Annotated in this window: 29 protein-coding genes; 12 read left to right on the forward strand and 17 right to left on the reverse strand. The window is 71.5% G+C overall.

Features of this window, described 5'->3' with window-relative positions; translation table 11 throughout:
* The first annotated feature begins 8 nt into the window (after positions 1–8).
* Entirely contained in the window at positions 9–470 is a 462-nt protein-coding gene (locus tag ACZ6NZ_RS24875) for a hypothetical protein (RefSeq protein ID WP_465860421.1), read from the forward strand.
* On the opposite strand, the gene ACZ6NZ_RS24880 is transcribed toward ACZ6NZ_RS24875, so the two are convergent.
* Together ACZ6NZ_RS24880 and ACZ6NZ_RS24885 are read right to left on the reverse strand one after the other, a co-directional pair.
* Entirely contained in the window at positions 458–838 is a 381-nt protein-coding gene (locus tag ACZ6NZ_RS24880; RefSeq protein ID WP_465860422.1) for a WCX domain-containing protein, read from the reverse strand. The genes ACZ6NZ_RS24875 and ACZ6NZ_RS24880 overlap by 13 nt on opposite strands.
* Positions 753–1,052: a flavin reductase gene (locus ACZ6NZ_RS24885; RefSeq protein WP_366613061.1), complete on the reverse strand. Its 300-nt coding sequence runs from the start codon at positions 1,050–1,052 to the stop codon at positions 753–755. Before ACZ6NZ_RS24885 ends, ACZ6NZ_RS24880 begins: the two co-directional genes overlap by 86 nt.
* A 234-nt stretch (positions 1,053–1,286) precedes the next feature.
* Between ACZ6NZ_RS24885 and cutA the strand changes: the two genes are divergently transcribed.
* Positions 1,287–1,610 carry a divalent-cation tolerance protein CutA gene (cutA, locus tag ACZ6NZ_RS24890; protein WP_465860423.1) on the forward strand — a complete coding sequence of 108 codons (324 nt, stop codon included), beginning with the start codon at positions 1,287–1,289 and terminating at the stop codon, positions 1,608–1,610.
* Here cutA and ACZ6NZ_RS24895 read toward each other — a convergent pair.
* Positions 1,585–1,917: a helix-turn-helix domain-containing protein gene (locus ACZ6NZ_RS24895; protein WP_465860424.1), complete on the reverse strand. Its 333-nt coding sequence runs from the start codon at positions 1,915–1,917 to the stop codon at positions 1,585–1,587. The genes cutA and ACZ6NZ_RS24895 overlap by 26 nt on opposite strands.
* A gap of 379 nt (positions 1,918–2,296) precedes the next feature.
* On the opposite strand from ACZ6NZ_RS24895, the gene ACZ6NZ_RS24900 reads away from it, so the two are divergent.
* Both ACZ6NZ_RS24900 and ACZ6NZ_RS24905 read left to right on the forward strand, forming a co-directional pair.
* A complete protein-coding gene (locus ACZ6NZ_RS24900; protein ID WP_465860426.1) occupies positions 2,297–2,422 on the forward strand; it encodes a hypothetical protein in 126 nt (41 codons plus the stop codon).
* A gap of 128 nt (positions 2,423–2,550) precedes the next feature.
* Entirely contained in the window at positions 2,551–3,750 is a 1,200-nt protein-coding gene (locus tag ACZ6NZ_RS24905; protein WP_465860427.1) for an RtcB family protein, read from the forward strand.
* 42 nt (positions 3,751–3,792) lie between these two features.
* Here the strand turns inward: ACZ6NZ_RS24905 and ACZ6NZ_RS24910 are convergent, their stop codons facing one another.
* From ACZ6NZ_RS24910 to ACZ6NZ_RS24945, 8 genes are all read right to left on the reverse strand, one after another.
* A complete protein-coding gene (locus tag ACZ6NZ_RS24910; RefSeq protein ID WP_465860429.1) occupies positions 3,793–4,584 on the reverse strand; it encodes a maleylpyruvate isomerase family mycothiol-dependent enzyme in 792 nt (263 codons plus the stop codon).
* Positions 4,585–4,695: 111 nt separating this feature from the next.
* Positions 4,696–6,189 (reverse strand): MFS transporter, encoded by a 1,494-nt coding sequence (locus ACZ6NZ_RS24915; protein ID WP_366613051.1) that lies wholly within the window; start codon positions 6,187–6,189, stop codon positions 4,696–4,698.
* Between the two features lie 33 nt (positions 6,190–6,222).
* Entirely contained in the window at positions 6,223–6,852 is a 630-nt protein-coding gene (locus ACZ6NZ_RS24920; RefSeq protein WP_357204021.1) for a TetR/AcrR family transcriptional regulator, read from the reverse strand.
* Positions 6,853–7,001: 149 nt separating this feature from the next.
* On the reverse strand, positions 7,002–8,348 hold the full coding sequence (locus ACZ6NZ_RS24925; RefSeq protein WP_465860431.1) for a glycosyltransferase: 1,347 nt from the start codon (positions 8,346–8,348) through the stop codon (positions 7,002–7,004).
* Positions 8,345–8,527 (reverse strand): hypothetical protein, encoded by a 183-nt coding sequence (locus ACZ6NZ_RS24930; protein WP_366613047.1) that lies wholly within the window; start codon positions 8,525–8,527, stop codon positions 8,345–8,347. The genes ACZ6NZ_RS24925 and ACZ6NZ_RS24930 overlap by 4 nt, the downstream gene beginning before the upstream one ends.
* Positions 8,528–8,908: 381 nt before the next feature.
* Complete coding sequence (locus ACZ6NZ_RS24935) at positions 8,909–9,808, reverse strand: Gmad2 immunoglobulin-like domain-containing protein (protein WP_465860432.1); 900 nt, start codon at positions 9,806–9,808, stop codon at positions 8,909–8,911.
* Positions 9,805–11,289: a sensor histidine kinase gene (locus ACZ6NZ_RS24940; protein WP_465860434.1), complete on the reverse strand. Its 1,485-nt coding sequence runs from the start codon at positions 11,287–11,289 to the stop codon at positions 9,805–9,807. Before ACZ6NZ_RS24940 ends, ACZ6NZ_RS24935 begins: the two co-directional genes overlap by 4 nt.
* Positions 11,286–11,966: a response regulator gene (locus ACZ6NZ_RS24945; protein ID WP_465860435.1), complete on the reverse strand. Its 681-nt coding sequence runs from the start codon at positions 11,964–11,966 to the stop codon at positions 11,286–11,288. Before ACZ6NZ_RS24945 ends, ACZ6NZ_RS24940 begins: the two co-directional genes overlap by 4 nt.
* A gap of 147 nt (positions 11,967–12,113) precedes the next feature.
* Between ACZ6NZ_RS24945 and ACZ6NZ_RS24950 the strand changes: the two genes are divergently transcribed.
* From ACZ6NZ_RS24950 to ACZ6NZ_RS24965, 4 genes are all read left to right on the forward strand, one after another.
* Positions 12,114–12,446 (forward strand): L-rhamnose mutarotase, encoded by a 333-nt coding sequence (locus ACZ6NZ_RS24950; protein ID WP_366613039.1) that lies wholly within the window; start codon positions 12,114–12,116, stop codon positions 12,444–12,446.
* A 115-nt stretch (positions 12,447–12,561) separates the two neighbouring features.
* The gene (locus ACZ6NZ_RS24955; protein WP_465860436.1) at positions 12,562–12,714 is read left to right on the forward strand and encodes a DUF6596 domain-containing protein; all 153 of its coding nucleotides are present in this window, start codon (positions 12,562–12,564) and stop codon (positions 12,712–12,714) included.
* 96 nt (positions 12,715–12,810) lie between these two features.
* Positions 12,811–13,149 (forward strand): hypothetical protein, encoded by a 339-nt coding sequence (locus ACZ6NZ_RS24960; protein WP_465860438.1) that lies wholly within the window; start codon positions 12,811–12,813, stop codon positions 13,147–13,149.
* Positions 13,146–13,724 carry a dihydrofolate reductase family protein gene (locus ACZ6NZ_RS24965; RefSeq protein WP_465860439.1) on the forward strand — a complete coding sequence of 193 codons (579 nt, stop codon included), beginning with the start codon at positions 13,146–13,148 and terminating at the stop codon, positions 13,722–13,724. The genes ACZ6NZ_RS24960 and ACZ6NZ_RS24965 overlap by 4 nt, the downstream gene beginning before the upstream one ends.
* 64 nt (positions 13,725–13,788) lie before the next feature.
* On the opposite strand, the gene ACZ6NZ_RS24970 is transcribed toward ACZ6NZ_RS24965, so the two are convergent.
* Positions 13,789–14,352: an AMIN-like domain-containing (lipo)protein gene (locus ACZ6NZ_RS24970; RefSeq protein WP_465860440.1), complete on the reverse strand. Its 564-nt coding sequence runs from the start codon at positions 14,350–14,352 to the stop codon at positions 13,789–13,791.
* Between the two features lie 347 nt (positions 14,353–14,699).
* On the opposite strand from ACZ6NZ_RS24970, the gene ACZ6NZ_RS24975 reads away from it, so the two are divergent.
* Positions 14,700–15,815, forward strand: a complete 1,116-nt coding sequence (locus ACZ6NZ_RS24975; protein WP_465860498.1) for a snapalysin family zinc-dependent metalloprotease — start codon at positions 14,700–14,702, stop codon at positions 15,813–15,815.
* Between the two features lie 61 nt (positions 15,816–15,876).
* On the opposite strand, the gene ACZ6NZ_RS24980 is transcribed toward ACZ6NZ_RS24975, so the two are convergent.
* Genes ACZ6NZ_RS24980 through ACZ6NZ_RS24990 form a run of 3 tightly spaced genes read right to left on the reverse strand, consistent with a single transcriptional unit; the run spans position 15,877 to position 17,992 of the window.
* Positions 15,877–16,503 (reverse strand): hypothetical protein, encoded by a 627-nt coding sequence (locus ACZ6NZ_RS24980; RefSeq protein ID WP_465860441.1) that lies wholly within the window; start codon positions 16,501–16,503, stop codon positions 15,877–15,879.
* Between the two features lie 23 nt (positions 16,504–16,526).
* Complete coding sequence (locus tag ACZ6NZ_RS24985) at positions 16,527–16,931, reverse strand: YbaB/EbfC family nucleoid-associated protein (RefSeq protein WP_465860442.1); 405 nt, start codon at positions 16,929–16,931, stop codon at positions 16,527–16,529.
* 20 nt (positions 16,932–16,951) lie between these two features.
* Positions 16,952–17,992: a hypothetical protein gene (locus ACZ6NZ_RS24990; RefSeq protein WP_465860443.1), complete on the reverse strand. Its 1,041-nt coding sequence runs from the start codon at positions 17,990–17,992 to the stop codon at positions 16,952–16,954.
* Between the two features lie 167 nt (positions 17,993–18,159).
* On the opposite strand from ACZ6NZ_RS24990, the gene ACZ6NZ_RS24995 reads away from it, so the two are divergent.
* Positions 18,160–18,807, forward strand: coding sequence for a hypothetical protein (locus ACZ6NZ_RS24995; RefSeq protein ID WP_465860445.1), 648 nt, complete (start codon positions 18,160–18,162; stop codon positions 18,805–18,807).
* 13 nt (positions 18,808–18,820) lie between these two features.
* On the opposite strand, the gene ACZ6NZ_RS25000 is transcribed toward ACZ6NZ_RS24995, so the two are convergent.
* Positions 18,821–19,651, reverse strand: a complete 831-nt coding sequence (locus ACZ6NZ_RS25000) for a DUF3152 domain-containing protein (protein WP_465860447.1) — start codon at positions 19,649–19,651, stop codon at positions 18,821–18,823.
* Positions 19,652–19,789: 138 nt separating this feature from the next.
* Here ACZ6NZ_RS25000 and ACZ6NZ_RS25005 point away from each other — a divergent pair, with 138 nt between their 5' ends.
* A complete protein-coding gene (locus ACZ6NZ_RS25005; RefSeq protein ID WP_366613017.1) occupies positions 19,790–20,290 on the forward strand; it encodes a SigE family RNA polymerase sigma factor in 501 nt (166 codons plus the stop codon).
* Positions 20,287–21,048, forward strand: a complete 762-nt coding sequence (locus ACZ6NZ_RS25010) for a hypothetical protein (RefSeq protein WP_465860448.1) — start codon at positions 20,287–20,289, stop codon at positions 21,046–21,048. The genes ACZ6NZ_RS25005 and ACZ6NZ_RS25010 overlap by 4 nt, the downstream gene beginning before the upstream one ends.
* Before the next feature lie 13 nt (positions 21,049–21,061).
* Here ACZ6NZ_RS25010 and ACZ6NZ_RS25015 read toward each other — a convergent pair whose 3' ends face one another.
* Positions 21,062–23,836 carry an ATP-binding protein gene (locus ACZ6NZ_RS25015; RefSeq protein WP_465860450.1) on the reverse strand — a complete coding sequence of 925 codons (2,775 nt, stop codon included), beginning with the start codon at positions 23,834–23,836 and terminating at the stop codon, positions 21,062–21,064.
* Between the last annotated feature and the right edge of the window lie 85 nt (positions 23,837–23,921).

Here is a 23,921-nt window from a genome sequence, read left to right on the forward strand (position 1 = left end):
CTCGCGGCATGGCGATTCCCGACCGCGTGCCGATCGCGTACGAGCCCGACTATCACACCCGCCACATCGGCCGGTACGACAAGGGCCAGTTCTTCGGCTCCGTCACCGCCACACTGGAGGACGGTGCCGGAGCCGAAGACAACTGGTATCGCCACAAGCGCTGGTACGCGGTGCTGCACCGGTTCGACGCCGACGGCGTGCACACCGACTCGGACATCTGGTTCGCCGGCACCAGCGAAGACGAGGAAGCCTCGATCGATCGGGCCGAGGCTCGCCTCGCCGAGGGGCTCGACGCGTTGCCCGAACGGGTCTTCGACGACATCTCGATCGGGCTGTTCCAGGTCACCGTCGACGGGCACGTCTTCGGGCTGATCGACGGCTCGGCGGACTACGACGGCGAGGACCACGCCGAGTTCGTCCCGGACGAGCTGGGTTTCGATCCACCCTGGGACGGCCTCTACGACACCTGAGCGGCGCGCGTGAACCGGGCGGCGACGTCCCGGACGACGGCGCGCAGCTCCGGTGGGTCGAGCACGTCGAAGTCGACAGCCAGGGTGCCGAGGAAGGCGGCGAGGTTTCCCAGCGACTCGCCGCCGGTGTGCAGCAGGCAGGTCCGCTCGTCGATCGCCTCCAACAGACCCGCAGCGGTGGGGATCCGTTGCGCCATGGTCTCGGCCGACGCGTGCAGGCGTACCCGGGCGGCGTGTGGAGGGCCCCGCCCTTCAGCCGAAGGTGGCGCCACTTCGTTGCGGTCATCGGGTCCACGACACGAACCTCTCGTAGAGGTCAGCCGTGGCGACGGTCGGCAACTCTGCCAGAGCCACGTCGAGCAACCCACCGACGTACATCGCGAGGCTCACCCGGCTGGCTCCGAACTCCTCGGCCAACCGCATACGCGCCGGGTCGCACGGCCAGTCTTGCTCGCACGCCTGGCAGTCCCACTGCGGACGGCGAGGCATGTGCTCGCCGCCCAACCGGGTGTCCAGCGCCGCCACCGAGCGTTCCGCGTGAAGGGCGTTGGCCGCCCGGATGGTCGTCGGTACCTCGGACATCATCGGTGCCCCTCCGTCAGTGGTTGATAGGTCGTCCGGTCATCTCCGGCACGGATGCCCTCGCCCTTCCGCGGAATGGCGGTAGTGGTCGCACGCATCGCGTCAGGTTCGGATGTTCACCACCGCCGTGCCGTGATCGCGACGCTACGTGGGATCAGTGGCAGTCGAACGGATGCGGTTGTCCGCCGACTGTCCGCACCTGTCCGCGGACACCCTCCCCGCTAGCCTGTGCGGGTGAGCGACTACGTGCAGGTGTCAACGGCCACGCCGACCCGTGATGCGGCGATGACGCTGGCCGGAGGGGCGACAGCGGCACGCCTGGCGGCGGGCGCGCAGGTGGTCGGGCCTGTGGCGTCCGTGTTCTGGCACCTCGGCGAGCAGGGCACGAGCGAAGAGTGGCAGGTGCTGCTGTACACCACGACCAACAGGTACCCGCAATTGGAGGCGTACCTGATCGACGCTCACCCGTGGGACAACCCGCAGGTCACCGCCGTGCCGATCGCTCACGGCTCGGCTGCCTACCTGGCCTGGGTCAGACAGACCGTCGAGGACGAGTAGACATCTCGGCGGCCAAGGCCCGAAGCTCAGCAACGCACTGCATCCCGGTGTGCGGCTCCACCCGGTTGAGGAACGAATTCAGGCGTTGCGCTGGCCGCACCGAGCCCACTCCACCTGCGAGTCGGACTGCGGCAGCCGCGGTGGCGTCGATGCGTTGCGCGACGTGGATGGTGGGCGTTTTCATGCCGGTCTCCAACTCGTGCAGGTACGACTTGCCGTGGTAGGTGATCTTGGCGAGATTGCGCAGGGAGACGTGCTGCGCGTCGCGAAGTTGTCGCATCCGCTCGGCGAACGACGGGTCGGTCACGGCGTGCCTGCCTTCGGGGTAGAGGACCCGAATGGCGGTGTCGCGGGTCTCTACTCCGACGGCCGCCACCTGGCACGCTACTCGCGGTAAGCGGAACCGTCACTTGCCGCGCGGGGTTTGCCGCACGAGCTTCGACCGGTCGAACGATGTTGGAGTCCGCAGGGAGGTACTCCCGCCGCTGTGGGTCGAGCAGCCACGTCGGCTCCGCAGCCGCCTGGCATGCGGTGACCGCCTCAGCGATCCCTGTGGGCGGCGGCCAAGCCTTACTGTGCGCTCTGCCCGCTGGCGGTGGTCGAAATGCATATCCATTGCGGACGGTCCGCAGCCCTCCTACTGTCGTCGGTGCACCGTCAACCGAACAACCCGGAGGGAGTACGCCATGTCGCGACGCGTCCGCACCGACGCCCGCTGGTGCCTGCTCCTTGCCGGCACCCCTTTGCAGATCACCGCCGATGCCCGTGCCTACCGCCCAGCGCGGCGCACCGAGCCGGGGTGGCGCGACTGACGCCGACGCTGACGCGTCCGTCGGCCGCCCATCCCACCGGGATCGGGCGGCCGTTTCGTATCCGCGCACCGCCGCTGGCCGCCAAATATGATCACTAACGGTCACCGCACGACAGAAGGAAGACCACGATGGGATTCACCCCCCTCGCCGGTACCCGGGCACCGGTCCGGGTCTGGACCGACCCGTACGCCATCGAGCCGCAGGCCGCCAAGCAACTGCGTAACATCGGCGCGTTGCCCTGGGTGCAGGGTGTCGCCGTCATGCCCGACGTGCACTTCGGCAAGGGCGCCACGGTCGGCTCGGTGATCGCGATGCGGCAGGCCGTCTCGCCGGCCGCGGTCGGCGTCGACATCGGCTGCGGGATGTCGGCGGTGCGTACCTCGCTGACCGCCGCCGACCTGCCGGACGACCTGGCCGGGCTGCGCTCCGCGATCGAGGCCACCATCCCGGTCGGCTTCGCCCAGCGCACCGACTCGGTCGACACCCGTCGGATCCGGGGCCTGGAGCAGGCCGGCTGGGACGACTTCTGGGGTCGGTTCGCCGGCCTGGACCGGCGGGTGGCGCAGCTGGAGACGCGGGCGCAGCGGCAGATCGGCACCCTCGGCGGGGGCAACCACTTCATCGAGGTCTGCCTGGAGCAGGGCGGCGCCGACGAGGGGCGGGTCTGGCTGATGCTGCACTCCGGGTCCCGCAACATCGGCAAGGAGCTGGCCGAGCGGCACATCGGGGTGGCCCGGAGGCTGCCGCACAACGCCGACCTTCCCGACCGGGACCTGGCCGTGTTCCTCGCCGGGACGCCCGAGATGGACGCGTACCGGCGGGACCTGTGGTGGGCGCAGGAGTACGCGCGGCGCAACCGGGCGGTCATGCTGGCCCTGCTCTGCGGCGTGGTGCGTGAGCACTTCCCGCAGGTCGGCTACGACGAGTCCATAAGCTGCCACCACAACTACGTCTCGGAGGAGAGCTACGACGGGGTGGACGTGCTGGTGACCCGCAAGGGCGCCATCCGGGCCGGCCGGGGTGACCTGGGCATCATCCCCGGGTCGATGGGCACCGGGTCGTACATCGTGCGGGGGCGGGGAAACCCGGACGCGTACTGCTCGGCGTCGCACGGGGCGGGACGTCGGATGTCGCGGGCGCAGGCCAAGCGGACCTTCAGCACCGACGACCTGGCCGCGCAGACCGCCGGGGTGGAGTGCCGCAAGGACGCCGGGGTGGTCGACGAGATCCCCGGCGCGTACAAGGACATCACCGAGGTGATGGCTCAGCAGGAGGACCTGGTCGAGGTGGTCGCGCACCTCAAGCAGGTGATCTGCGTGAAGGGCTGACGTGCCGTGCGGGCCGGGGAGACCGGCCCGCACGGCCGCTGGTCAGAAGCCGACGAAGACGCGGCGCAGGTCGTCGAGGGTCACCGGGCCGCTCACCTGCACCCCGCCGGGGGTGTGCTGGGAGCCCAGCCGTCCGGTGGCCAGCCGCAGCCACGCCTCGGCCGGGGCCACCAGCTCCCCGTCGGGGCGCTCCGGCGCGTCGACGATCTCGACCTTCTCGCCCAACCGCAGCCCGAACGTCCGCTCGGGCGCGTGCAGCCGGACCAGCACCGTGGCCTCCCGGCCGGCCAGCTCCTGGGGCCGGCTGGTCCAGGCCAGCATGCCGCCGATCTGGTCGAGCAACAGCGCCACCGCCCCCGGCGTCACCGCCGCGAACGGGTTGAACGCCACCTCGGCGTCCCACTGGTGCAGGGCGAACTCGCTGAGCCGGAAGCGGGCCGCCGTGGCCACGTCGACCGGCTCCGGCAGGAAGCCGAGGTCGATCCGCATCGAGGCCCGGGTCTCGGCGTCCAGCGCCTCGTACGCCTCGACCAGTCGTTCGTTGGTGGCGAGGAACCCGGCGGCGTGCTCGGCCGGGGACATCGCGTCCCAGCGCGCCCAGACGCCACGGTTGAAGTCCCCGTCCGGGCCGGGTGCGCCGGAACGGGCGGCGTCCAGCGTCGCCAGGTTGATCTCGGCGCCGCTGCCCAGGTGGCTCAGCACCTGGGAGACCTGCCACTCGCTGGCCCCCGACGGCCGCAGCAGGTCGTCCTCCTTGAGGTCGCGTACGAGCGCGGCGAGCTCCTCGTGGCCCGCGCGCAGAGCGGTGATGATCTGGTCAGCAGGGGTCGACATGGATCTCCTCAAACGGATTTTCGACGATGGTCCGGACGCTACCGGACGTGGCCGCCGGCCGGCCCGCCCCGGTGTCGGGCGCGTTCCGGCCGGCGGCCGCGTCGGTCAGGCTCAACCCATGTGCACGGTGTTGCCGGTCGGGATGTCCTCCTTGCGGACCTTCACCAGGACCAGCGTGGCCAGCCCGGCGAGCACGATCAGCGCCGCGCCCCAGGCGAAGGCCACCCGGTAGCCGTGCACCAGCGCCTCGACCTGGTTGACCGGGTTCGGCGCCCGGCCGACCAGATAGGCGGCGACCGCGCTGGTGTAGAAGGTGTTCAGCAGGGCGGTGCCGAGCGAGCCACCGATCTGCTGGGTGGCGTTGAGCGTCGCGCTGGCCGCGCCGGCGTCGTGCTCCGGCACCCCGACCAGGGCGAGGCTGGACAGCGGGACGAAGGTGAAGCCCAGCCCCAGGCCCAGGACGACCTGCGCGGGCAGCAGGTGGGTGAGGAACGAGGTGTCCACGTCGATCTGGGTCAGCACCAGCATGCCCAGGGCGGCGAGCACCGAACCGGCGACCATCAGCGGCTTGGCACCCAACCGGGGCATCAGCTGACTGGCGCCACCCGCGGCGATCAGCACACCGGCGGTGACCGGCAGAGATGCCAGACCGGCTTCGAGGGGCTTGTACTGCAACACCACCTGGAAGTAGAAGGTCAGGAAGAGGAACGCCCCGAACAGGCCGGCGCCGATCAGCGTGGAGGTGAGGAACGCCCCACCCCGGTTGCGGTCCAGCAGGATCCGCAGGGGCAGCAGTGGGTGGCTGGAGCGCAGCTCGATCACCACGAAGGCGGCGAGCAGCACCACGCCCGCGGCGATGAAGGCGAGCGTCGCGGTGGCGTCCCAGCCGTCCTCGGCCGCCTTGGTGAAGCCGTAGACCAGGGAGACCAGGCCGGCGGTCACCACGATCGCACCGGGTACGTCGTAGCGGGTGTTGCCGTGGGCCCGGCTCTCCGGCACCAGTGGCAGCGCGAACGCGATGGCGATGGCGGCGACCGGGATGTTGACCAGCAGGCACCAGCGCCAGTCGGCGTACTCGGTGAGCACACCGCCGAGGAGCAGGCCGACCGCCGACCCGCCGCCGGCGATCGCGCCGTACACCGCGAAGGCCTTGGCCCGCTCGGTGGCCTCGGTGAACAGGACGGTGAGCAGCGCCAGTGCGGCCGGGGCGAGCAGCGCGCCGAAGGCGCCCTGCAACGCGCGGGCCGCGAAGAGCATCTCACCGGTGGTGGCCAGTCCGCCCAGGGCGGAGGCGAGCGCGAAACCGGTCATGCCGACGATGAAGGTGCGCTTGCGCCCCCAGTAGTCCGCGATGCGACCGCCGAGCAGCAGCAGACCACCGAAGGCCAGCGTGTAGGCGGTGATCACCCACTGCCGGTTCGCGTCGGTGATCCCCAGGTCGGCCTGGGCCTGCGGCAGCGCGATGTTCACGATCGTGGCGTCCAGGACGACCATCAGCTGTGAGACCGCGATGACCGCCAGCGCGATCCAGCGCCGCGGGTGCGGTGCGCCTGTCGACGGCCCGGCGTTGGGCGCGCCGGGCGCGGTCGAGGTGGTTCCGGGCATGGTGAAGCCTTCCGTGTTGCGAATATCGGTGAATCAGGCCGGCGACGGACGGTCGTGCTGATAGCGGAGCACCGGGATCAGCACCTGGTCGACGACCTGGGTGAGGAACGCGTCATCGGCGGGTAGGCCGTGCGCGACGATGCGGGACATGGTGAGCGCGGGCGCAAGATCGTGGAACAGCTCCCGCTCGCCGGCCTCCGGCGGGATCTCCCCGCGCGACGCGGCCCGGACCAGGATGGCGGTGGTCGCCACCCGCCCGGCCGGCAGCACCTGGTGACGCACCAGGCGTTCCAGCTCCGGGTTGGTCCGCATGGCGAAGGTCAACGCCTGCATGAGGTCGCAGTCGGCCGTGCAGATCGCGGCCGTGGCCCGCAGCAACTCGATCAGGTCGCCGCGAAGGGAACCGGTGTCGGGCGGGTTGTGCACACCCACCTGCCGGTCGCGCAGGGCGGCGACGACCAGCTCGGCCTTGCCGTCCCAGCGTCGGTAGATGGTGGCCTTGCTGACGTGGGCGCGGGCGGCGACGGCGTCGATGGTCATCCGGTCGAAGCCGACCTCGCGCAGGGTGTCGATGACGACGGTGAACAGGTCGCTGTCGGTGCAGCGCGGAGCCCGGGCTGCCGGCACCCCGGCCCCCGCGCCCACCTGCTGACCACCCAGCATCCCAACCCCCCGCGAAACGATGTCGTACTGACCATAGTTCGCGGTTGGCTGGTCGTGCAGGTTTTCGTGACTTGCCTCGCAGTGGGCCGACGAAACGGTGACGTTTCACCTGGAGTTCACCCGGGTGTCAGGATCGGCCCGGGGCGTGGTCAGGAACCCAGCGCCACTTCCACCTTCTTGCGGGTGCCCCAGCCGGTGCGCCAGCAGGTGGCGACGCCGTACCAGCGGATCGCCCTCAACACGACCAGGGCGAACACCACGGCGACGGGCGTGAGGAGCCAGGTGCCCCACTGGTAGGCCGTCGACTGGTCCGACCGCCGTACCGTCATGTAGCGGAGCGCCTGCCCGTACCCCACGATCAACGGCACGGCCACCAGCCACGGAATCGCGCGCGGGTTGGGGTCGATGATCGGCGACAGGACCGCCACCGCCACGAACAGCACCGTCGCGACCACCGTGGCCGCCCAGCGCAGCAGGTGCAGCCACCACGCGATCGACCGCAACGACAGGTACCGGACGCGCCACCAGGTCCTGATGAAGCTGCCGCGCATCCAGCGCAGGAACATCCGGCAGAAGTGCCCGGCGTTCTCCGGCATGAGGGAGAACGCGAACGCGGACGGTTGCTGCACGGTGCGCCCCCGGACCATCGCGAAGAGGGTGAGCAGGGAGTCGTCGGAGAAGGGCACCCGCTGGCCGAAGAACGTCTCGGTCAGATACGCCCCGAGGTTGTCGCGAACCACCTCCGCGCGGTAGGCGGCGATCGGACCCGAGTTCACCCACACACACCCGAACACCGACAGCGACGACCGGTCGGTGAGCTGCCCGGTCACCAGCCACAGGTCGGTGAACCGGGTGAGGAAGCTGCTGCGCACGTTCGCGGCCATCACCACCCCCGCGACGGACTGCACCGCCGGGTCGGCGAAGGGCTTCAGCAACTCCCCGAGGGCGTTCGGGTCCGAGATGGTGTCCGAGTCCACCGTCCAGTAGACGTCGGCTGCCGGAGTCGAGCGCACCGCGGCGGCCTGGGCGTGCCGCTTCCCGGCATTGGGTTGGATGTGCCAGGCGGCGATGATCCCGTGGACGGGGGCGACGTCGAGAAACCACCGCTTGATCGGCTGGTAGCCCTCGGTCAGCTTCGACCCGTCGTCCACCACGTAGATGGTGTTCGGTTTGCGCGTCTGGAAGATCATGGATTCGAGGCAGGCCCGCAGCGCGCCCGGATCCTCGTTGTACGCCGGCACGACAGCCACCACGTGCAGAGCGTCGAGCTGCCCCTGCATCCGGTCGGTGACCACGGCGGGTTTCTCCAGATAGGAGGTGCCGAGCTGCCAGATCAGCAGCAGGAACATGGCGGCGTACGCGAAGGTGAAGCGGTGACCGCCTCCGTCGATGGCGCCGACAACGGCGAGGACGTGATGGGCGGTCCACGCCGCCGCGGCGGCCAGGACGACCGCCGCGGCGAACAGGACACGACCCCTGGTGACGCTCGCGGTCACTGCCCGACCGACTGCTGACGACGGAACGTCATTCGGATCATGATGAAGCCGACGAGGACGGCGGCCGCTCCGGTGAGGGCGATCGTCAGCGGCAGGGGGAGTGCGTAGCTGCCGATACCGGCCGCGCCGCCGATCGTGACAACGCCCATACCGGTACGGGGAAGGCTGCCACCGGACATGATGTATCTCCGCTCTGTGGGGGATGGTGGGGGCTGTCGCGGCGACCGATGCGACTCCGATGTGGCCCGGCCGCCGCAGCGCTGAACAGCGAATATGACTCTGCGCAATGACGCGCTCACGTTGGCAAACATGTCGGTGCAGGTCAATCTCGAAGTTCACGGGGTCCGTCGGCCGGTGCCGCCCGACGAACCGTCCCACTGCCGGCGTGTCGGCGACGTTCTCGCCGGCTCCACCGCGTGTGACCTGCTATTTCACCGGGTGACCGCGCCGAGTCGAAAAAATGCCGACGAGGCACCGCTCTGTCGGGTAGACGTCAGGCCCGCACGTCGCCGTCGACAAATGGATGACGCACCGGGTTAACACCCTCTCGGGCAGGGCGGTCAGTCGCGGGGTGCCAGGACCACCGGCACAGCCGTCGTGTGGACCCGCTCGCCGTTCTCGGCCGACACCTCGTACACCTCGACGGTGCCCTTCTGCTCGCGGACCGTGCGCCAGCCGACCACGACGCGGTAACCGCCCCGGCAGCCGCTGCCGCAACTGGCGGTGCCGAAACCGGTGGCCACCTCCCGCCCGGCGGCGTCCAGCACCCGGACGCTCACCGTCGCCTCGAAAACGGTGGCGGTACCCGTCACGACGAGCGGTGCGGAGACACGTTCGCCGGGGATCGGGCCGGTGACCACGATCGGTGGCAGCAGGTCGGCGTAGTCCGCCCGGTCGACCGGGGCCGCGCCGCCGAGGCGGACCTGCCGCACGCTGGGGAACTGGGTGAGCGTCCACACCACCTGCGCCTCGCGCAGCCGCCGGGTGGCCGGGTCGCCGACGGACGGCACCCGCAACGTCGCCACGCCGTCGGCGATGCGGGTGACCTCGACCCCGGCCGGAAGCAGGGTGACCATCCCGGTGGCGGCCTCGGCCGGGCTCGGCCCGGCGGCCAGTTCCGTCAGCGCCAGCCGGGACGTCGCGACGGTGGCCGGCCGGGTGCGCCGGGTCGGCACCAGCAGCCCGGCGCGGAGGTACCACAGTTCCACGGTCACCTGGTCCGGCCGGCGCGTGCCGGTGGACGCCGGCGTCGACGGACCAGGTGGCCGGCTCGTGGCCAATGGTGTCGGTGCTGTGGCCCGGGTCGGCGTGGGTTCCGGTCGGTGGGTTGGTGCGACGCTCGGCGGCGGCGCGGTTGGCGCGAGCCCGAGGTCACCGGAGCGGGGGGTGCCGCAGCCGCCGAGCAGGAGCGCCGCGACCAGCGCCGATGCGCCCAGCCCGACCGCGCCGCGCCCGGTCACCCCACACCGCCCGGCCTGCCGGTGGTACCCCCGACCGGACCCGGGTGGGCGTCATCGTCCCGGCCCGGCAGCTCGCCGTGCGGGCCGGCGGGCCCGGCGACGGACAGTTCCAGCCGGAACCGGGTGCCCTCGCCCGGTTCGCTGCGCACGCTCAGCGCGCCGCCGAGCACCTCGCTGTGCTCCCGGGCGATGGCCAGCCCGAGCCCGCTGCCCGGCACGGATCGGGACGAATCGACCTGATGGAACCGGTCGAACACCCGGGGCAGGTGCTCGGCCGGGATGCCCGGCCCCTCGTCGGTCACCTCGAAGACGACCAGCGGCCCGGCGTCCACCACACTGGCCGTGATCTCGCCACCGCCGTGCTCGACCGCGTTGGCGACAAGGTTGGCCAGCACCCGCTCCAGCCGACGCCGGTCGGTGCGCGCCGCGACCGGAACACCGGTGACCCGCACCCGGGACGACCAGCCGCGCGCCGCCACGATGTCGTGCAGCAGCGCCAACGCGTCGACCGGCCCGACGGCCAGCTGCTCCCGCCCGGCGTCCAGCCGGGAGATCTCCATCAGATCCTCGATCAGGCGGCGCAGCCGGACCACGTCGCCGACCAGCAACCGGGCCGCCGGCCGGGCGTCGTCGGGCAGCTGGTCGAGGTGCTCGCGCAGCAGCGACGCCGCGGCCACCAACGCCGTCACCGGGGTACGCAGCTCGTGCGCGACGTCGGCGGTGAACCGCCGCTCGCGGGCCTGCGCGGCCGACAGCGCCGCGATCTTCGACTCCAGTGCCTCGGCCATCTCGTTGAAGGTCGCGGCCCAGACGCTGAACTCGTCGCGCCCGCGTACCGGCAGGCGGGTGGCGAGCAGCCCTTCGGTGAGTGCTCGAGCGGCCCGACTGGCCCGGCCCACCGGCTCCAACGTCCGGCGGGCCAACGCGTGACCCACGGCGGCGGCCAGCAACACCACCAGCACCCAGCCGGAAACCAGGGCGGTGCGTAGCTGTCCCAGGTCGCTGGCGACGTCGTCCTCCACGGTCAGGACGTACAGCTCGGCGGTCGAGCCGGGGATGCGTCCACCGATCACCAGCAGCCGGGGACGCTCTGCCGGCGCGGAGCGCTGATAGCCGAGCCGCCCGTCCGCGACGACGGCCCGCAACCTGGTGCCCAGCACCGGGGCGTACGCGGGGTGCGAGGCGCGGGTCGGACCGTCGACGAGCAGCACGTGTCGGCTGCTGGCCTCGAAGCTGGTGAGCAGTTCGGTGCTGCGCTGCTCGGTCAGCGGCAGGAACTGCCCAGCGAGAATGAGCTGGTAGCGGGCGTCGGCGGCGGCCTCGTGCAGCGACGCGTCCAACCAGGACTGCCGCAGCAGCAGCCCGGTCCCGCCGGCGAGCAGACCGGCCGAGACGCCGGCGACCAGGACGAACGCGATCGTCAGCCGGCGCCTCAGGCGTCCGGGCAACACCGCGTGTCCGGCCATCGCCGCCCCCGTCACGCCGTCGACAGTTTGTAGCCGGCGCCGCGTACCGTCCGGATCAGCAGTGGCTGCGCCGGGTCGTCCTCGACCTTCGCGCGTAGCCGCTGCACCGCCACGTCGACCAGTCGGGAGTCGCCGAGGAAGTCGTGGTTCCAGACCAGGTCCAGCAGCAGCTCCCGGGTGAAGACCTGACCGGGCCGGCGGGCCAACTCCAGGAGGAGGCGGAACTCGGTGGCGGTGAGCGGCACCTCACGGCCGTGCCGGCGGACCACGAAGCCGCCCGGGTCGATCTCCAGGCCGCCGACCTCGATGACGGTCGACGGGGCGGGCAGGCTGACCCTGCGTAGCACCGAGCGAACCCGGGCTACCAGCTCGGGCAGGTCGAAGGGCTTGCGCAGATAGTCGTCCGCGCCGCACTCCAGCCCGACCACCACGTCGATGGTGTCGGTGCGCGCGGTCAGCATCAGGATCGGCACCTGGCTGGTCCGCCGGATCTCCCGGCAAACCTCCAGACCGTCGAGGCCCGGCAGCATGATGTCGAGCACGATGAGGTCGACCGGGTGGGCGCGGAACGCGGCCAGAGCCTGCCGTCCGTCCACAGCGGTGTCGACCCGGAAACCGGCGCGGCGCAGACCGAGGGCGGTGACCTCCCGGATCGAGAAGTCGTCCTCGACCACCAACACGCGGCCCTCCATCACCCGAGGGTAGACCCGGCGCCACAGTGCGTAGTCCTGGCGGAACGGCCGACATCGGCGGCCGGCTGGCCCCCTCCGCGTGCCGTCGAACCGCTACGGTCAGGTGCCTTCGGCACCCCTGGATCAGCTCACACGAAAGGGCACGACGTGAAACGTCATGGCTGCGTGATCCGACTCCGCCCCGAGCAGCGGGAGACCTACCTGAGGTTGCACGCCGCCGTCTGGCCGAGCGTGGAGAAGACGCTGCGCGAGGCGAACTTCCGCAACTACACCATCTTCCTGCACGACGATCTGCTCTTCGGCTACTACGAGTACGTGGGCGAGGACTACGAGGCCGACCTGCGGCTGATCGAGGCGGACCCGCAGACGCAGGAGTGGTGGAAGCTGACCGACCCGTGTCAGGAGTCGATCGCCGAGCCCGGCTCGGGGGACTGGTGGGCCCCGATGCGCGAGGTCTGGCACCTGGCCGACGAGGCATAGGTCGACGGCGTCGATCATGGAGTTGTGGTGCCCGTTTCGAGGTCTTGCGGTCGCTTTGTCACCCACCACAACTCCATGATCGGCGGGGCGGCGAGGTCGCCGACAAGAATTCTGGGTGCTGGCCCGTGAACTCGCCGCGTTGATGCCCGACGAGCCCGAGGTCCTGGGCCTTCTCGCCCTGCTGCTGCTGACCGAGGCGCGCCGCCCGGCCCGGCTCGGCCCGACCGGCGACCTGGTGCTACTGGCCGACCAGGACCGGTCACTGTAGGACCGGTCGCTCATCACCGAGGGCCATGACCTGGTCCGCCGATGTCTGCGCCGCAACCGGCCCGGCCCGTACCAGATCCAGGCCGCGATCAGCGCCGTGCACACCGACGGCGCCGCCACCGACTGGCCGCAGGTTCTGGCACTGTACGACCAACTCCTCGCGCTCGCGCCAAACCCTGTCGTGGCGCTCAACCGTGCGGTCGCCGTCGCCGAGGTGCACGGGCCGGCGGTGGCCCTCGCCGCGCTGGAGGACATCGACCTGCCGGGCTACCACCGGCTGCCCGCCACCCGAGCCGAACTGCTCGCCCGGCTCGGACATGACGAAGAGGCCCGAGTCGCCTACGACCAGGCCGCGGCTCTGGCCACCAACGCGACCGAGCGGGCCTACCTGGAGACCCGTCGCAACGACCTCACCACTGAACGGAGAGCAGGATGACGGCCACCTACACCGTCGATGTCTTTTCCAGCCTCGACGGCTTCGGCACCACCAGTGGGAACTGGGGCGGCTACTGGGGAAAGCAGGGCCCTGAACTGCTCGCGCACCGCCTGTCCGTCTACAGCGTGGATCAGCGCATGGTCTTCGGGGCCAACACGTACCGGGTGTTCGCGCAGATGCTGGCCGCGAGCACCGAGGAGTCCGAGGTCCGCGACGCCTGGGTGACCCGGATGAGGAACCTCCCGGCGACAGTGGTGTCGAACTCGCTGGAGGGCCCCCTCGACTGGCCGGACGGGGTCATCGTGCGCGGTGACGCGGTCGACGTCGTCGCCCGGCTCAAGGAGGAGTCCGCCGTACCCCTGCGATCGCACGGCAGCCTGTCGGTGAACCGGGCGCTGATGGCCGCCGGACTGGTCGATCTCGTCCAGGTGACGCTCTTCCCGGTGATCACCGGGAAGACCGGTACCGAGCCGATCTTCCAGGGAGCGGCCGACTTCGACCTGGAGTTGATCGAGAGCCGGACCCTCGACGGTCGCACCCAGGAACTCGTCTACCGGCCCACCCCGCACGTGTGAGTCGAGGCGTCGCCTGGCCATCCGCCGCGGCTGGCGAATGGCCAGGCGAGCCGACCGACTCCGATCACCACTGGTGGGCGACGTCGAGCACCACCCGGCTGTGGGAGCCGGGACCGGCGAGCACGAGCACCCGGAACGGCAACCGCGCCCGTACGCCGACGGCGAAGGTGCTGTAGCCCTCGAAGCTGCCGCCGAAGACCACGTCGCGCAGCGTCTGGTAGCGCAGCGGATTCGCCACGTGCTCGCCGACCGCGTAGGGCACGGTGCCCAGGTGGTCGTCGTCGTACGCCGGGGCCCGCAGCGAGACCCGCAGCAGCGCCCCACCGGCGGTGTACGGCGACAGTGCCAGCCCTTCGCCCTCGGTCCACGTCTCGCCGTAGCCGATCGCGTAGCCGTCGACCGGGCCGTCGAATTCGAAGACGACCCGGTCGTAGCAGTCGTGCCGGCCGGTGCGCACATCGATCAGCGGGGCGTCGCTCAGCGCGCCGGCCGCCTTCTCCGCGCTGCCCCAGGTGATCCCGCAGTACGCCGCTGTGGTCGTGGTGCCCTCGGCGGCGCTGCTGCCCGCGCTGGCGAGCAGACCGGCGAGGACGACCGTCAACGCGGTCAGTGTGCTCCTGATCCTCATTGTGGTTTCTCCGTTCGCTACCGGGGTCACGTCGCGGCGGCGCTGCCGGTGACCCTCTGCCACCACCGTCGTCCTGCCCCGGCACCGGAGCTTCGCTGTGCGGTAACCGCCGAGTAACAGCAGGTGGCCCGAACCGGGCGGGTGCGGCTGGCACACATCACCGTCGACGTCGCCGGTATGACGCTTCCGCTATGCCGAACATCGACCGCCGTCACACTAATATCGGCGTACATCGATGACCGGCGGCCGATGGGCGCCGGACGACCGCAGGGGAGTACCCGATGTTCCGAGGACAACTGAGACGCGCGGCGATGGCCATGCTGGTGGCGATCCTGGCGGCGGCCGGGATGCAGCTCGCCACCGGCACGCCGGCCGCCGCCGTGCGGACCGTCTACTACGACGCGAGCCGGACCGGCGAGTTCCGCACCAACTTCGACCAGGCGGCGCAGATCTGGAACAGCCGGGTCAGCAACGTCCGACTCCTCGCCGGCACCCCGGCCAGCATCACCATCTACGTCGACGACGGTTGGCCCCGCGCGCAGCCGACCGGCCTCGGCTCGGGCCGGATCTGGATGGGCCGCACGGCCGTCAACCAGGGCTACGACCGCACCCGCATCGCCACCCACGAGGTCGGCCACATCCTGGGCCTGCCGGACCGGCGCACCGGCCTCTGCTCCGACCTCATGTCCGGCAGCAGCGCACCGGTCTCCTGCCGCAACGCGAACCCCAGCGCCGCCGAGGCGAGCCGGGTGAACTCACTGTTCGCCGGCGCCCTGGCCGCACCGGCCAGCACGACGTACACCTGGAACGACGCCTCGGACATCACCCCACTGGTGGTCGGCGGCCGGCCGGCCACGGAGAGCTACCCCTTCATGGTGTACGTCTCCGGCTGCACCGGGACGCTGATCAAGGGCAACTGGGCGGTCACCGCCAAGCACTGTTCGACGCCGTCCTCGGTGCGGGTGGGCAGCGTCAACCGCTCCAGCGGCGGGACCGTGGTGCGGGTGACCCGGGCGGTCAACCACCCGAGCGTCGACGTCAAGCTTCTGCAACTGGCCAGCTCGGTCACGTACGCGCCGGCCCCGATCCCGAGCACCTCCGGCGCGGTCGGCACCGCCACCCGGATCATCGGCTGGGGTCAGACCTGCGCCCCGCGCGGCTGCGGTTCGGCCCCGACCGTGGCCAACGAGCTCGACACGTCCATCGTGGCCGACAGCCGGTGCTCTGGCATCAACGGCCCGTACGAGATCTGCACCAACAACACCAACGGCAACTCCGGCGCCTGCTACGGCGACTCCGGTGGCCCGCAGGTGCGCCGGGTCAACGGAGTGTGGAACCTGATCGGCGCCACGAGCCGGGCCGGCAACAACAACTCCACCTGCGCCACCGGCCCGTCCATCTACGTCGACCTGCCGTCCATCCGGTCCTGGATCAACACCCAGGTCGGCGGTCTACCCGTCTGACCATCTCGGACGCTGCGGGCGGAGGACGCGCGACAAGCGACCTCCGCCCTCGGCGCGTGCTCTAGGGGACCGGGCCACCCGCGGCGGCGAGTGCCTTCAGGAATTCCCGGAGGCGGCGCGCGCGGCGAAACCGCCCCTCGAAGAGACCGATCTGCCACGCGGCGGGGCTGTCGACGCTGCTGCGCCAGTGCTCGGCGAGCTTCTGCGTGTCAGCGTTCGCTGTCAGCGCCTCCGCTACCGCGGGTGGCAGGTCGAGGACGAGGAGCGGGCCTCCGGGGCTGTCGTGCTCCACGCGAACGCCGCTGAGCGCACGGGCCGGCAGTCGCAGGTCCCACCAGGCCGGGTCATCCGGGTCGGCGTCGGCCAGCTCATCGGCCCACACGCCGCGCAGTCGGCCGCGGACCTCCCCGTCGGCGACCGACAGCATCGGGAGCCCGGCGCCGCCGCCATACCAGGTGACGGCGCCGACGTTCGCCATCAGCAACAGCAGGGGGGCGGCCACCACCACTGCCGGTGCGGCGACGAACGGCAGCCACGGCACCTGAGGGGCCAGCGGCGCGGTAACAAAGGGAGCCAGGAGCGCGGCGACGGCCACACCGAAGACCCCGCCGACGGTCACCGGGCGCATCTGATAGCCGGCCTTGATCGGTCGCAGCGTGCCGAGCACCCGCAGCAGGCGTCGACGCATGCGCAGCTCTGGCGCCCCGGCGCTCATGGCTGGCCGAGACCGGCGCGCAGCTGCTCGAGTTTGTCCCGCTGCGCGTCGACGAGCCGCTGATACTGGGCGACCTGTTCCTGAGCCTGGCGAACTGCGTCGGCGCCGTACATGTCGGTGCTCTGAGTGACCTGCGAGACCGCGTCCGCCAGGCTGGCGCTGGCCGCTTCGGCGGCCCGGCCAGCGGCGGCAAGAATCGCCTCTCGCAGCTCGTAGGTCTGCATCCGTCGGGTGCCCGCCGCCAGGTCGATGTCGACGAGGCGACCACTCGCGTCGCACGTCGCGCGCACCAGCTCCGCGTCGTCGGTGCCCTCGCCGGTGAGATTCTGCATGGCGGCGGCGAACCGGGTCGCCTGCTCGGCCATGCCCTCGATGCGGCGTTGCACGTCTGGGTCGATCACGAAGACTCCTTGTGGCGGGGTCAGGCGAAGTTCTCGCCGACGCGGAACTCGGTCAGGTCCGGTGTGCCCGCCGCACCGTCGTCCGGCAGCGCCATCAGCTTCAGGAAATCCTTGGCAAGCCCGTTGATGAGTGCCAGGACCAGGCTGCCCAGCGCAGTGGCGCCGGCGATCATGGTGGTGATGGAGCCGGCCATAGCGGCGCCGGCCACCTGGATGATCGGCTCCAGCGCGGGGGCGGCAAAAGGCGCGAGTTGGGCGGTGCGCATGGCGATCAGCCAGACCAGGAACGGCCCCGCCATCGCGCCCAGGGCGAGCCAGAGACCGGTGAGAGCGATGTCCAGGGAGTGCAGGGTCTCCCCGAGGGTGCGGATGTATGCGCCAAGCTCGTCGAGATGGGCCTTGAGCTTGGTCGACATGATGACGAAGCTGTCCTTGCCCTGGCCCTTCCAGGTCGCGGTCGCCGCCGAGCAGATCTTGTCGAAGTTCGTGTTGAGCGCCTTCTGCAGATTGTCGCCGTGACGAATCAGATCGGCACCGGCCTGGGCGATACCGATGGGGTTGGCCACGAACAGGGCCGCTCCGGCCACACCGACGATGAACGTCGGGCACAGCGCGGCGCAGGCCGACAGGCCGCCCATGATCGCGCCGATCTCCGCCAGCGTGATCGAGGCGCCAGCGGCGACGACCAGCGGAACCGGGGCGAGATCGGCGGTACCGGTCTTACCGTAGGCATCGCCGAAGCTGCTCACCGGCACCGGCGTGCCACCGAACCCGCCCACGTGCAGGTTCTCCGCGCGCTCGTACTGATCCGCGACGACACCGAGTTTCTCGCCGATCTGTCGGCACACGTCCGCGGCACCCCGCACGTCCTTCACGAGGAAGTCGACGCGCTGGATGTAGAGCGCCTCCACCGGCGACAGGGCGAGCCCGAAGCCGGGCGCATCGATGGCGGAGTTGCGGGCGAACTCGTCCGCCTCGTTCGCGTAGTCGTCCGCGATCGTGGTGCCAAGGGTTCGCGCACGTTCGCGAACGTCAACCGGGTCCACCGCGAAATCGACCATGCCGCCCCCTCGCCGCCCGCCGCGTTCCTGGCATCGTAGGCGAGGAGGGGCGCAGCCGGCTGTCCCTGGACGTGACACGGCGTTCGTCGCCCCGGTGCGCGGTGTCACCCACGTGATCCCACCATGCGGTACGGTGCGTGGCATATCGGCACATCGGAGGTGGCGTCATGCCTACCGTGGTCGTCCTCGCGCTGACCCTCGCCCTCGCGCCCGCGCCGTCCCCGTCGACCACCTCGAACCCGCTCGGTGACATCGTCGGCGGCGTCGGCCAGATCGTCGACGACCTGCTCGGCGGTGACACACCGAGTGCCGCTCCGACGCCGAGCGCCACCCCCACCGGGGCGGCCACACCGAGCCGGTCACCGGTCACCGCTCGGCCCAGCCCGGTGGATTCCATCGTGATCCCCGGGTCAGCCGGGTCGGCGAGCGGCGTCCCCGCACCCGCCGCCCCGGGTCGCCCCGCCGAAGGCGAGGGCACCGGCTCCCGCGAGGCGACCGTGCCCTGGCGCGACGGCGACACCCTCGCACCGACCCCGCCGCCGGCCCTGGCCAGCCCGACCCGGAATGCCTGGCCACCCGTGCCGTACCTGCTGGTGGTGGCGGTCCTCGTGGTGCTGGCACTGCTGCTCCTGCGCCGCCGGGCACCGGCCCCCGTCGCCGCGCCCGACCCCGGGCCGGTACCGAACTCCGGGCCGGCACCGGACCTCGACCCGGTGCCGGACAACGTCAGTCGACTGCCGACCAGCCTCAACGCCATCTACGAGATGGGTCGGCAGGACGAACGACTCGAGCAGGAGCGCCGCCGCCCTACCTGAGCGCACGCCGTCCTCATGATGCCGAGTAGGCGTCCTCACGCCGGGGGATCGCGTCGTCGTACGCCCCGACCGGCCCGCGGTAGCGGGCCTTGCCCTTCGGGTACGGCCACGCGTTCGCGGTGCAGCCGTGCAGGCCCAGCGTCTGTTGCTGCATCACCGGCGCCGGCCGGCCCCGCCCGGGACACCGTTCGTGGCCGTGCCCGAGTTTGTGCCCCACCTCGTGGTTGACCATGTACTGCCGGTAGGTCTCCAGCGTCGCGCCGTAACCCGGCACCCCCTTGACCCAGCGCGCCACGTTGAGCACCACCCGGCCACCGTTGCGGCAGGAGGTGTAGGCGTCCGGCACGTCCTGGCACAGGGTGTCGCGGGTGCCGGGGGTCGCCAGGTAGATGGTGAAGTCGGTCGGTTCGCCGGCACCGACCCGGCGCAACCGCCACGCCCCACCCGCCGTCCACCCGCGTGGGTCGTTCAACGTGGCGGTGATCGCCGTGGCGACGTCCTTGGCCGGCAGGCCCCGGATGTCGCGTTCCACGGCGACCCGGTAGCGCAGCAACTGGCCCGCCGTCGCGCGTCCGGGGGTCGTCTCGCCGGGCGCGACCGACCAGCGGTTACCGCCGGTGGCGGGGTAGCTGACTCCGATGACGGGCGCGGAACTGGGTCGGACCTCGGCGGCCCCGGTCGCCCGGCCGGTAGGCGTCGCCGGTCCACCGGGCAGCGGCGCGGCGGTGACCGGGTCGGTGACGGGTTGCCCGGCGGCGGGCAGGCCGCACCCGGTGAGCAGCGCCACCAGCAGCAGTGACGCCATCGGGGCGGGGCCCCAGCGGCGGGTAACCTTCGTCGACATGTCTCTCCCCTCGCGCGTCGCTCGGCGGCGGCGCGGAGGAGAAGACGGGTGAGGGTGGCGAAAAGTTGATGTGACCCAGGGCTCAACCTTTTGCCGACCTCGCCCGTCTCTAGCTCTGTGGCACGGGGAGGGTTCGCGGTGGCGCGGGGTGACGCCGATTTCGTCGAGTTCGCGCGGGCGGCGTCCGCGCGACTGGTGCACGCCGCGTTCCTGATGACCGGTGACCACCACCAGGCCGAGGACGCCGCGCAGACCGCGTTGGTGCGCACGTACGCGTCGTGGTCGCGCATCCACGACGACGACGCCTACGGGTACGCCCGCCGCACGCTGGTCAACCATCTGGTCGACGGGTGGCGACGGCCGATGCGGGAGTACCCCACCGACGAGGTGCCGGAGCAACGCAGTGGTGACGTGGCCGACGACGTGGCCACCCGACGCTGGTTGATCACCATCCTCGGCGCGCTCAGCCCCCGGGAGCGGGCCATCGTCGTCCTGCGCTACTACTTCGACCTGCCCGAGGCGCAGGTGGCCCGGGAACTCTCCGTTTCCGTCGGCACGGTCAAGAGCACCAGCTCGCGGGCCTTGGAGAAGTTGCGCGCCGCCGAGCCTCGCACGGCCGACGAGAGGGCGCGTCGATGAGCGAGTTGGAACGTCTCCGCGACGCCATGCGGGTGACCGAGCGCCCGGACGCCGTGCTCGATCTGGTCACCGTGATGCGCGAGGGACGTCGGCTGCGTACCCGTCGACGCGTTGCCGGAGCCGGGGCGGCGACGCTCGCGACCGGCTTCGCCGCCATGGTCGTCGTCGTGGCTGCCGGCGCGTCCGGGCCGGGTGATCCGGCGCCGACCGAGCGCCCGCAGCCGGTCGCCGTCGCTCCACCGTCGGTCGGTGTTTCGCCGTGGGCGGAGAAGTCGCCGCCGGGTTCGACGCCACCGCCGACGATGGGCCACGACGTACCGCAGCCGAAGCCGATGGGCCAGATCGTGGACACCAAGGTGCGGCACGGCCAGGACCGGCGGGTCTACTACTTCGTGGCGGTGTCCGTGCCCGGCGAACCCAAGGTGTCCATCGGTCTGGCCGCCGGTCGCCAGGCTCCGGACGGCTCACTGACCACGGACATCCTGGTCAACGACGTGTACGGCAGCGACCGCAGCGCCGGGTTCCACCAGATCGGCTACGACGACGGCGCTGCCGCGCCGGTGCCCACCTTCGGCTACTTCGTCGGCCCCGCCAAGCGGATCATCGGTACGGTCGACGATCGGCAGGTCGACGCCCGGGTAGCGCCGTGGAGTGCCGACAAGCAGGTGCTGATCTTCTGGTTCGACCCGGCGCAGCTCAGCCCGGGGGAGCGGCTGGACGGCATCGTCGCCCACGACGCCAACGGCCGCCGACTCTGACGGGCTGCGCCGCTCAGGCCAGCCGGCGCTCGATGGTCACCGTCGTCCCCTCGGCCGTGGAGACCAGCCGCACGTCGCCGTAGGCGTTCATCAGCAGCGCGCCGCGTCCCCGGTCCATCGCCGGCCGGCGGTCCCGCCAGGTTCCGAAGTCCCGAACCGAGATCCGGATCAGGCCGCCACCCACCTGGACGCCCACCCGTACCTCGGGACGGCTGGGCCGCTGTGCGTGCTCGACGGCGTTGTTCATGGCCTCGGAGGCGGCGAGCAGAAGATCTTCCAATACGTCCGGGTCGACGTCCAGGTCGACCAGCGCGCCCCGGACGTCCCGACGCATCGCGGCGGCCGAGGTCGGCGCGGACGGGTACGTCCACCCGACGTTCCGGAGGTCGCCCAGCCCGTCCGGCTCGGTCGGCGTCGGCATGAGCACGGCCGCGTCGCGGACGGGGTCGACCGCCGGGCTCGGCGTGCCGGGACCGACCGGGGCGGTTCGTGCCGGGGGAGCTGCGCCAGCGACCATCGGGTCACCGGCGGCGGGCACGGCAGGAGTGCGGTCGCGGGCGCGGCGGATGCCGGCCCGGATCCGGGCGATCAACTCGGCTGCGGCGAAGGGTTTGACCAGGTAGTCGTCGGCACCCAGGCTCAGGCCCTCCACGCTGGCCTCCTCACCCGCGCGGGCGGAGAGCACCAGCACCGGCAACGTCCGGGTCGTCGGGTCGGCGCGTAGCCGGCGCACCAGGTCGAAGCCGTCCAGCACCGGCATCATCACGTCGGTCAGGACCAGGTCGGGGGGATCACTCTGGATCTCGTCGAGGGCCTGCCGGCCGTCGGTGACGGCCCGCACCCGCCAGCCCTGCCCGGTGAGCAGCCGGGTGAGGTACGCCCGCATGTCGGCGTTGTCGTCGGCGAGCAGGATCCGGGCCCCGGCCAGCTCGTCGGTGGCCGCCCCGGACGTGGGATCGGGCTCGGTCGGCGCGTCGTCCGGTTCGGTGAGCCAGCCCATCGCTTCCTGGACTGCGGCGCGGGCCGCGTCACCCCGCCCGTCCACCGCCGGCCCGGTGACCGCGGTGCGGCGCGCCGCCGACCAGGGCAGCGTCACGGTGAACCTGCTGCCGACGCCCACCTGGCTGGTCACGCGCACGTCGCCGCCCTCCAGCCGGGCCAACTCATGTACCAGGGCCAGGCCGATGCCGGTGCCCTCGTGACTGCGCGAGCGCGCGCCCCGCACCCGGTGGAAGCGTTCGAAGAGTTTCGGCAGGTCCCGTTCCGCGATGCCGATGCCGGTGTCCGCGACGGTGAGGCGTACCTCTTCGTCGTCGGCGTCCAGGGTGACCCGGACACGGCCGATGAACGTGTACTTCAGCGCGTTCGAGAGCAGGTTCGTGACGATGCGTTCCCAGTTGACCGGGTCGACCGCGACCGGCCGGGGCAGCGGTGGGCAGCTCACCTCGAGGGTCAGCCCGGCCCGCTCGACGGCGGCCCGGAACACCCCGGCGAGTTCGGCGGTCAGCGCGGCCAGATCCACCATCCGGGCGTCGCTGCGCGCCCGCCCGGCCTCCAGGCTGGAGAAGGTGAGCAGGCTGTTGACCAGCGTCAACAACCGGGTGGCGTTGCGCCAGCCGGTCTCCACCCGCTCCCGCTGCGCCGCCGTCAACGGCGCGGTGGCGTCGGTGAGGGCGTCGGTCAGCGGGCCGAGGATCAGGGTCAACGGGGTACGGAACTCGTGGCTGACGTTCGCGAAGAAGTCGGTCTTGACCCGGTCCAGTTCCGCCATCGCCTCGAGCCGGCGGCGCTCCTCCTCGTACTCGCGGGCGTTTCGCAACGCCACGGAGATCTGCTGGGCGAGCAGTTGGTGGAAGGAGTGGTACGCCTCGTCGAGCCCTCGGCTGGGGCTGACCCCGGCGAGCAGGACGCCGAGCGGCTGATCCTCGTCGGCCGAGGGCAGCGGCAGCGCCAGCGCGGTGCGGACCGGGTCGTTCCACGGGCCGGCGGGCAGCGGCAGCCGGTCGGCGACGTCGTTCACCGGGGTCGCCCGACCCTCGGCGGCGTCCGCCAGCCCCCAGGCGTACGCGGTCGGGCCCGGGTCGGTCAGCTCGACGGCGTCCGGCAGGGCCCGAGCGTGCCGGTGATCGCCGCCGGTGCAGGCGACCTGGCGCAGTGCCGTGCCGTCGCGCAGGTAGATGGCGGCGAACGGCACGTCCAGGGGGTGTCCGTCGATCACGTCGATCAGCCGGGCGGCGGTGGCGTCCACGTCGACGGTGCGCCCGTCGCCGAGCACCGACAGGTCGCGCAGGAGACGGAGCCGACGTTCGCCGACCACCTGCTGGGTGACCTCGCTGCACACGGTCAGGACGCCGACGGTGCGGCCGTCGTCGTCGCGGGCCGGGGCGTGCGAGACGCTGAAGTACGCCTCCTCGCGGTAGCCGGCCCGCTCCAGCAGCAGTTGCAGCGCGGGGACCCAACTGGCCACCCCGGTCGCCATGGCCTGCTCGATCAGCGGGGCGAGCACGGGCCAGCCCTCGGCCAGCGTCACCCGTACGTCGTCGCCGAGCGCGGCGGGGTGCTTGTCGCCGATCAGCGCCGAGTACGCGTCGTTGTAGAGCTGGGAGTAGCTCTCACCCCAGAGCAGCAGCATGGGGTACCGGGAGGAGAGCACCATCCGGACGGCGGCGCGCAGGCTCTGCGGCCAGCCGTCGACCGGGCCCAGCGGCGTGTCGGCCCAGTCCAGTCGGGCCATCAACCGCCCGGTGTCGCCGCCGCCGAGGAACAGGTCAGTGCTGGGTCGCGTCACGCTCGATCCGACCCCATCGCAAGCCCCCGTTCCGGGCCCGACGACCCCTGCCGCGTTACCTACCCATCCTGACACCTCTACTCAC

Source organism: Micromonospora sp. NPDC047756, from assembly GCF_055587245.1.

Excerpts from the sequence above, each read along its gene's own strand:
- ACZ6NZ_RS24875 (WP_465860421.1), top strand. The coding sequence starts at position 9 with ATGGCGATTCCCGACCGCGTGCCGATCGCGTACGAGCCCGACTATCAC.
- ACZ6NZ_RS24885 (WP_366613061.1), bottom strand. The coding sequence starts at position 1,052 with ATGTCCGAGGTACCGACGACCATCCGGGCGGCCAACGCCCTTCACGCG.
- ACZ6NZ_RS24900 (WP_465860426.1), top strand. The coding sequence starts at position 2,297 with ATGTCGCGACGCGTCCGCACCGACGCCCGCTGGTGCCTGCTCCTTGCC.
- ACZ6NZ_RS24905 (WP_465860427.1), top strand. The coding sequence starts at position 2,551 with ATGGGATTCACCCCCCTCGCCGGTACCCGGGCACCGGTCCGGGTCTGG.
- ACZ6NZ_RS24910 (WP_465860429.1), bottom strand. The coding sequence starts at position 4,584 with ATGTCGACCCCTGCTGACCAGATCATCACCGCTCTGCGCGCGGGCCAC.
- ACZ6NZ_RS24915 (WP_366613051.1), bottom strand. The coding sequence starts at position 6,189 with ATGCCCGGAACCACCTCGACCGCGCCCGGCGCGCCCAACGCCGGGCCG.
- ACZ6NZ_RS24920 (WP_357204021.1), bottom strand. The coding sequence starts at position 6,852 with ATGCTGGGTGGTCAGCAGGTGGGCGCGGGGGCCGGGGTGCCGGCAGCC.
- ACZ6NZ_RS24930 (WP_366613047.1), bottom strand. The coding sequence starts at position 8,527 with ATGTCCGGTGGCAGCCTTCCCCGTACCGGTATGGGCGTTGTCACGATC.
- ACZ6NZ_RS24945 (WP_465860435.1), bottom strand. The coding sequence starts at position 11,966 with ATGGAGGGCCGCGTGTTGGTGGTCGAGGACGACTTCTCGATCCGGGAG.
- ACZ6NZ_RS24965 (WP_465860439.1), top strand. The coding sequence starts at position 13,146 with ATGACGGCCACCTACACCGTCGATGTCTTTTCCAGCCTCGACGGCTTC.
- ACZ6NZ_RS24970 (WP_465860440.1), bottom strand. The coding sequence starts at position 14,352 with ATGAGGATCAGGAGCACACTGACCGCGTTGACGGTCGTCCTCGCCGGT.
- ACZ6NZ_RS24975 (WP_465860498.1), top strand. The coding sequence starts at position 14,700 with ATGCAGCTCGCCACCGGCACGCCGGCCGCCGCCGTGCGGACCGTCTAC.
- ACZ6NZ_RS24980 (WP_465860441.1), bottom strand. The coding sequence starts at position 16,503 with ATGCGTCGACGCCTGCTGCGGGTGCTCGGCACGCTGCGACCGATCAAG.
- ACZ6NZ_RS24990 (WP_465860443.1), bottom strand. The coding sequence starts at position 17,992 with ATGGTCGATTTCGCGGTGGACCCGGTTGACGTTCGCGAACGTGCGCGA.
- ACZ6NZ_RS24995 (WP_465860445.1), top strand. The coding sequence starts at position 18,160 with ATGCCTACCGTGGTCGTCCTCGCGCTGACCCTCGCCCTCGCGCCCGCG.
- ACZ6NZ_RS25000 (WP_465860447.1), bottom strand. The coding sequence starts at position 19,651 with ATGTCGACGAAGGTTACCCGCCGCTGGGGCCCCGCCCCGATGGCGTCA.
- ACZ6NZ_RS25010 (WP_465860448.1), top strand. The coding sequence starts at position 20,287 with ATGAGCGAGTTGGAACGTCTCCGCGACGCCATGCGGGTGACCGAGCGC.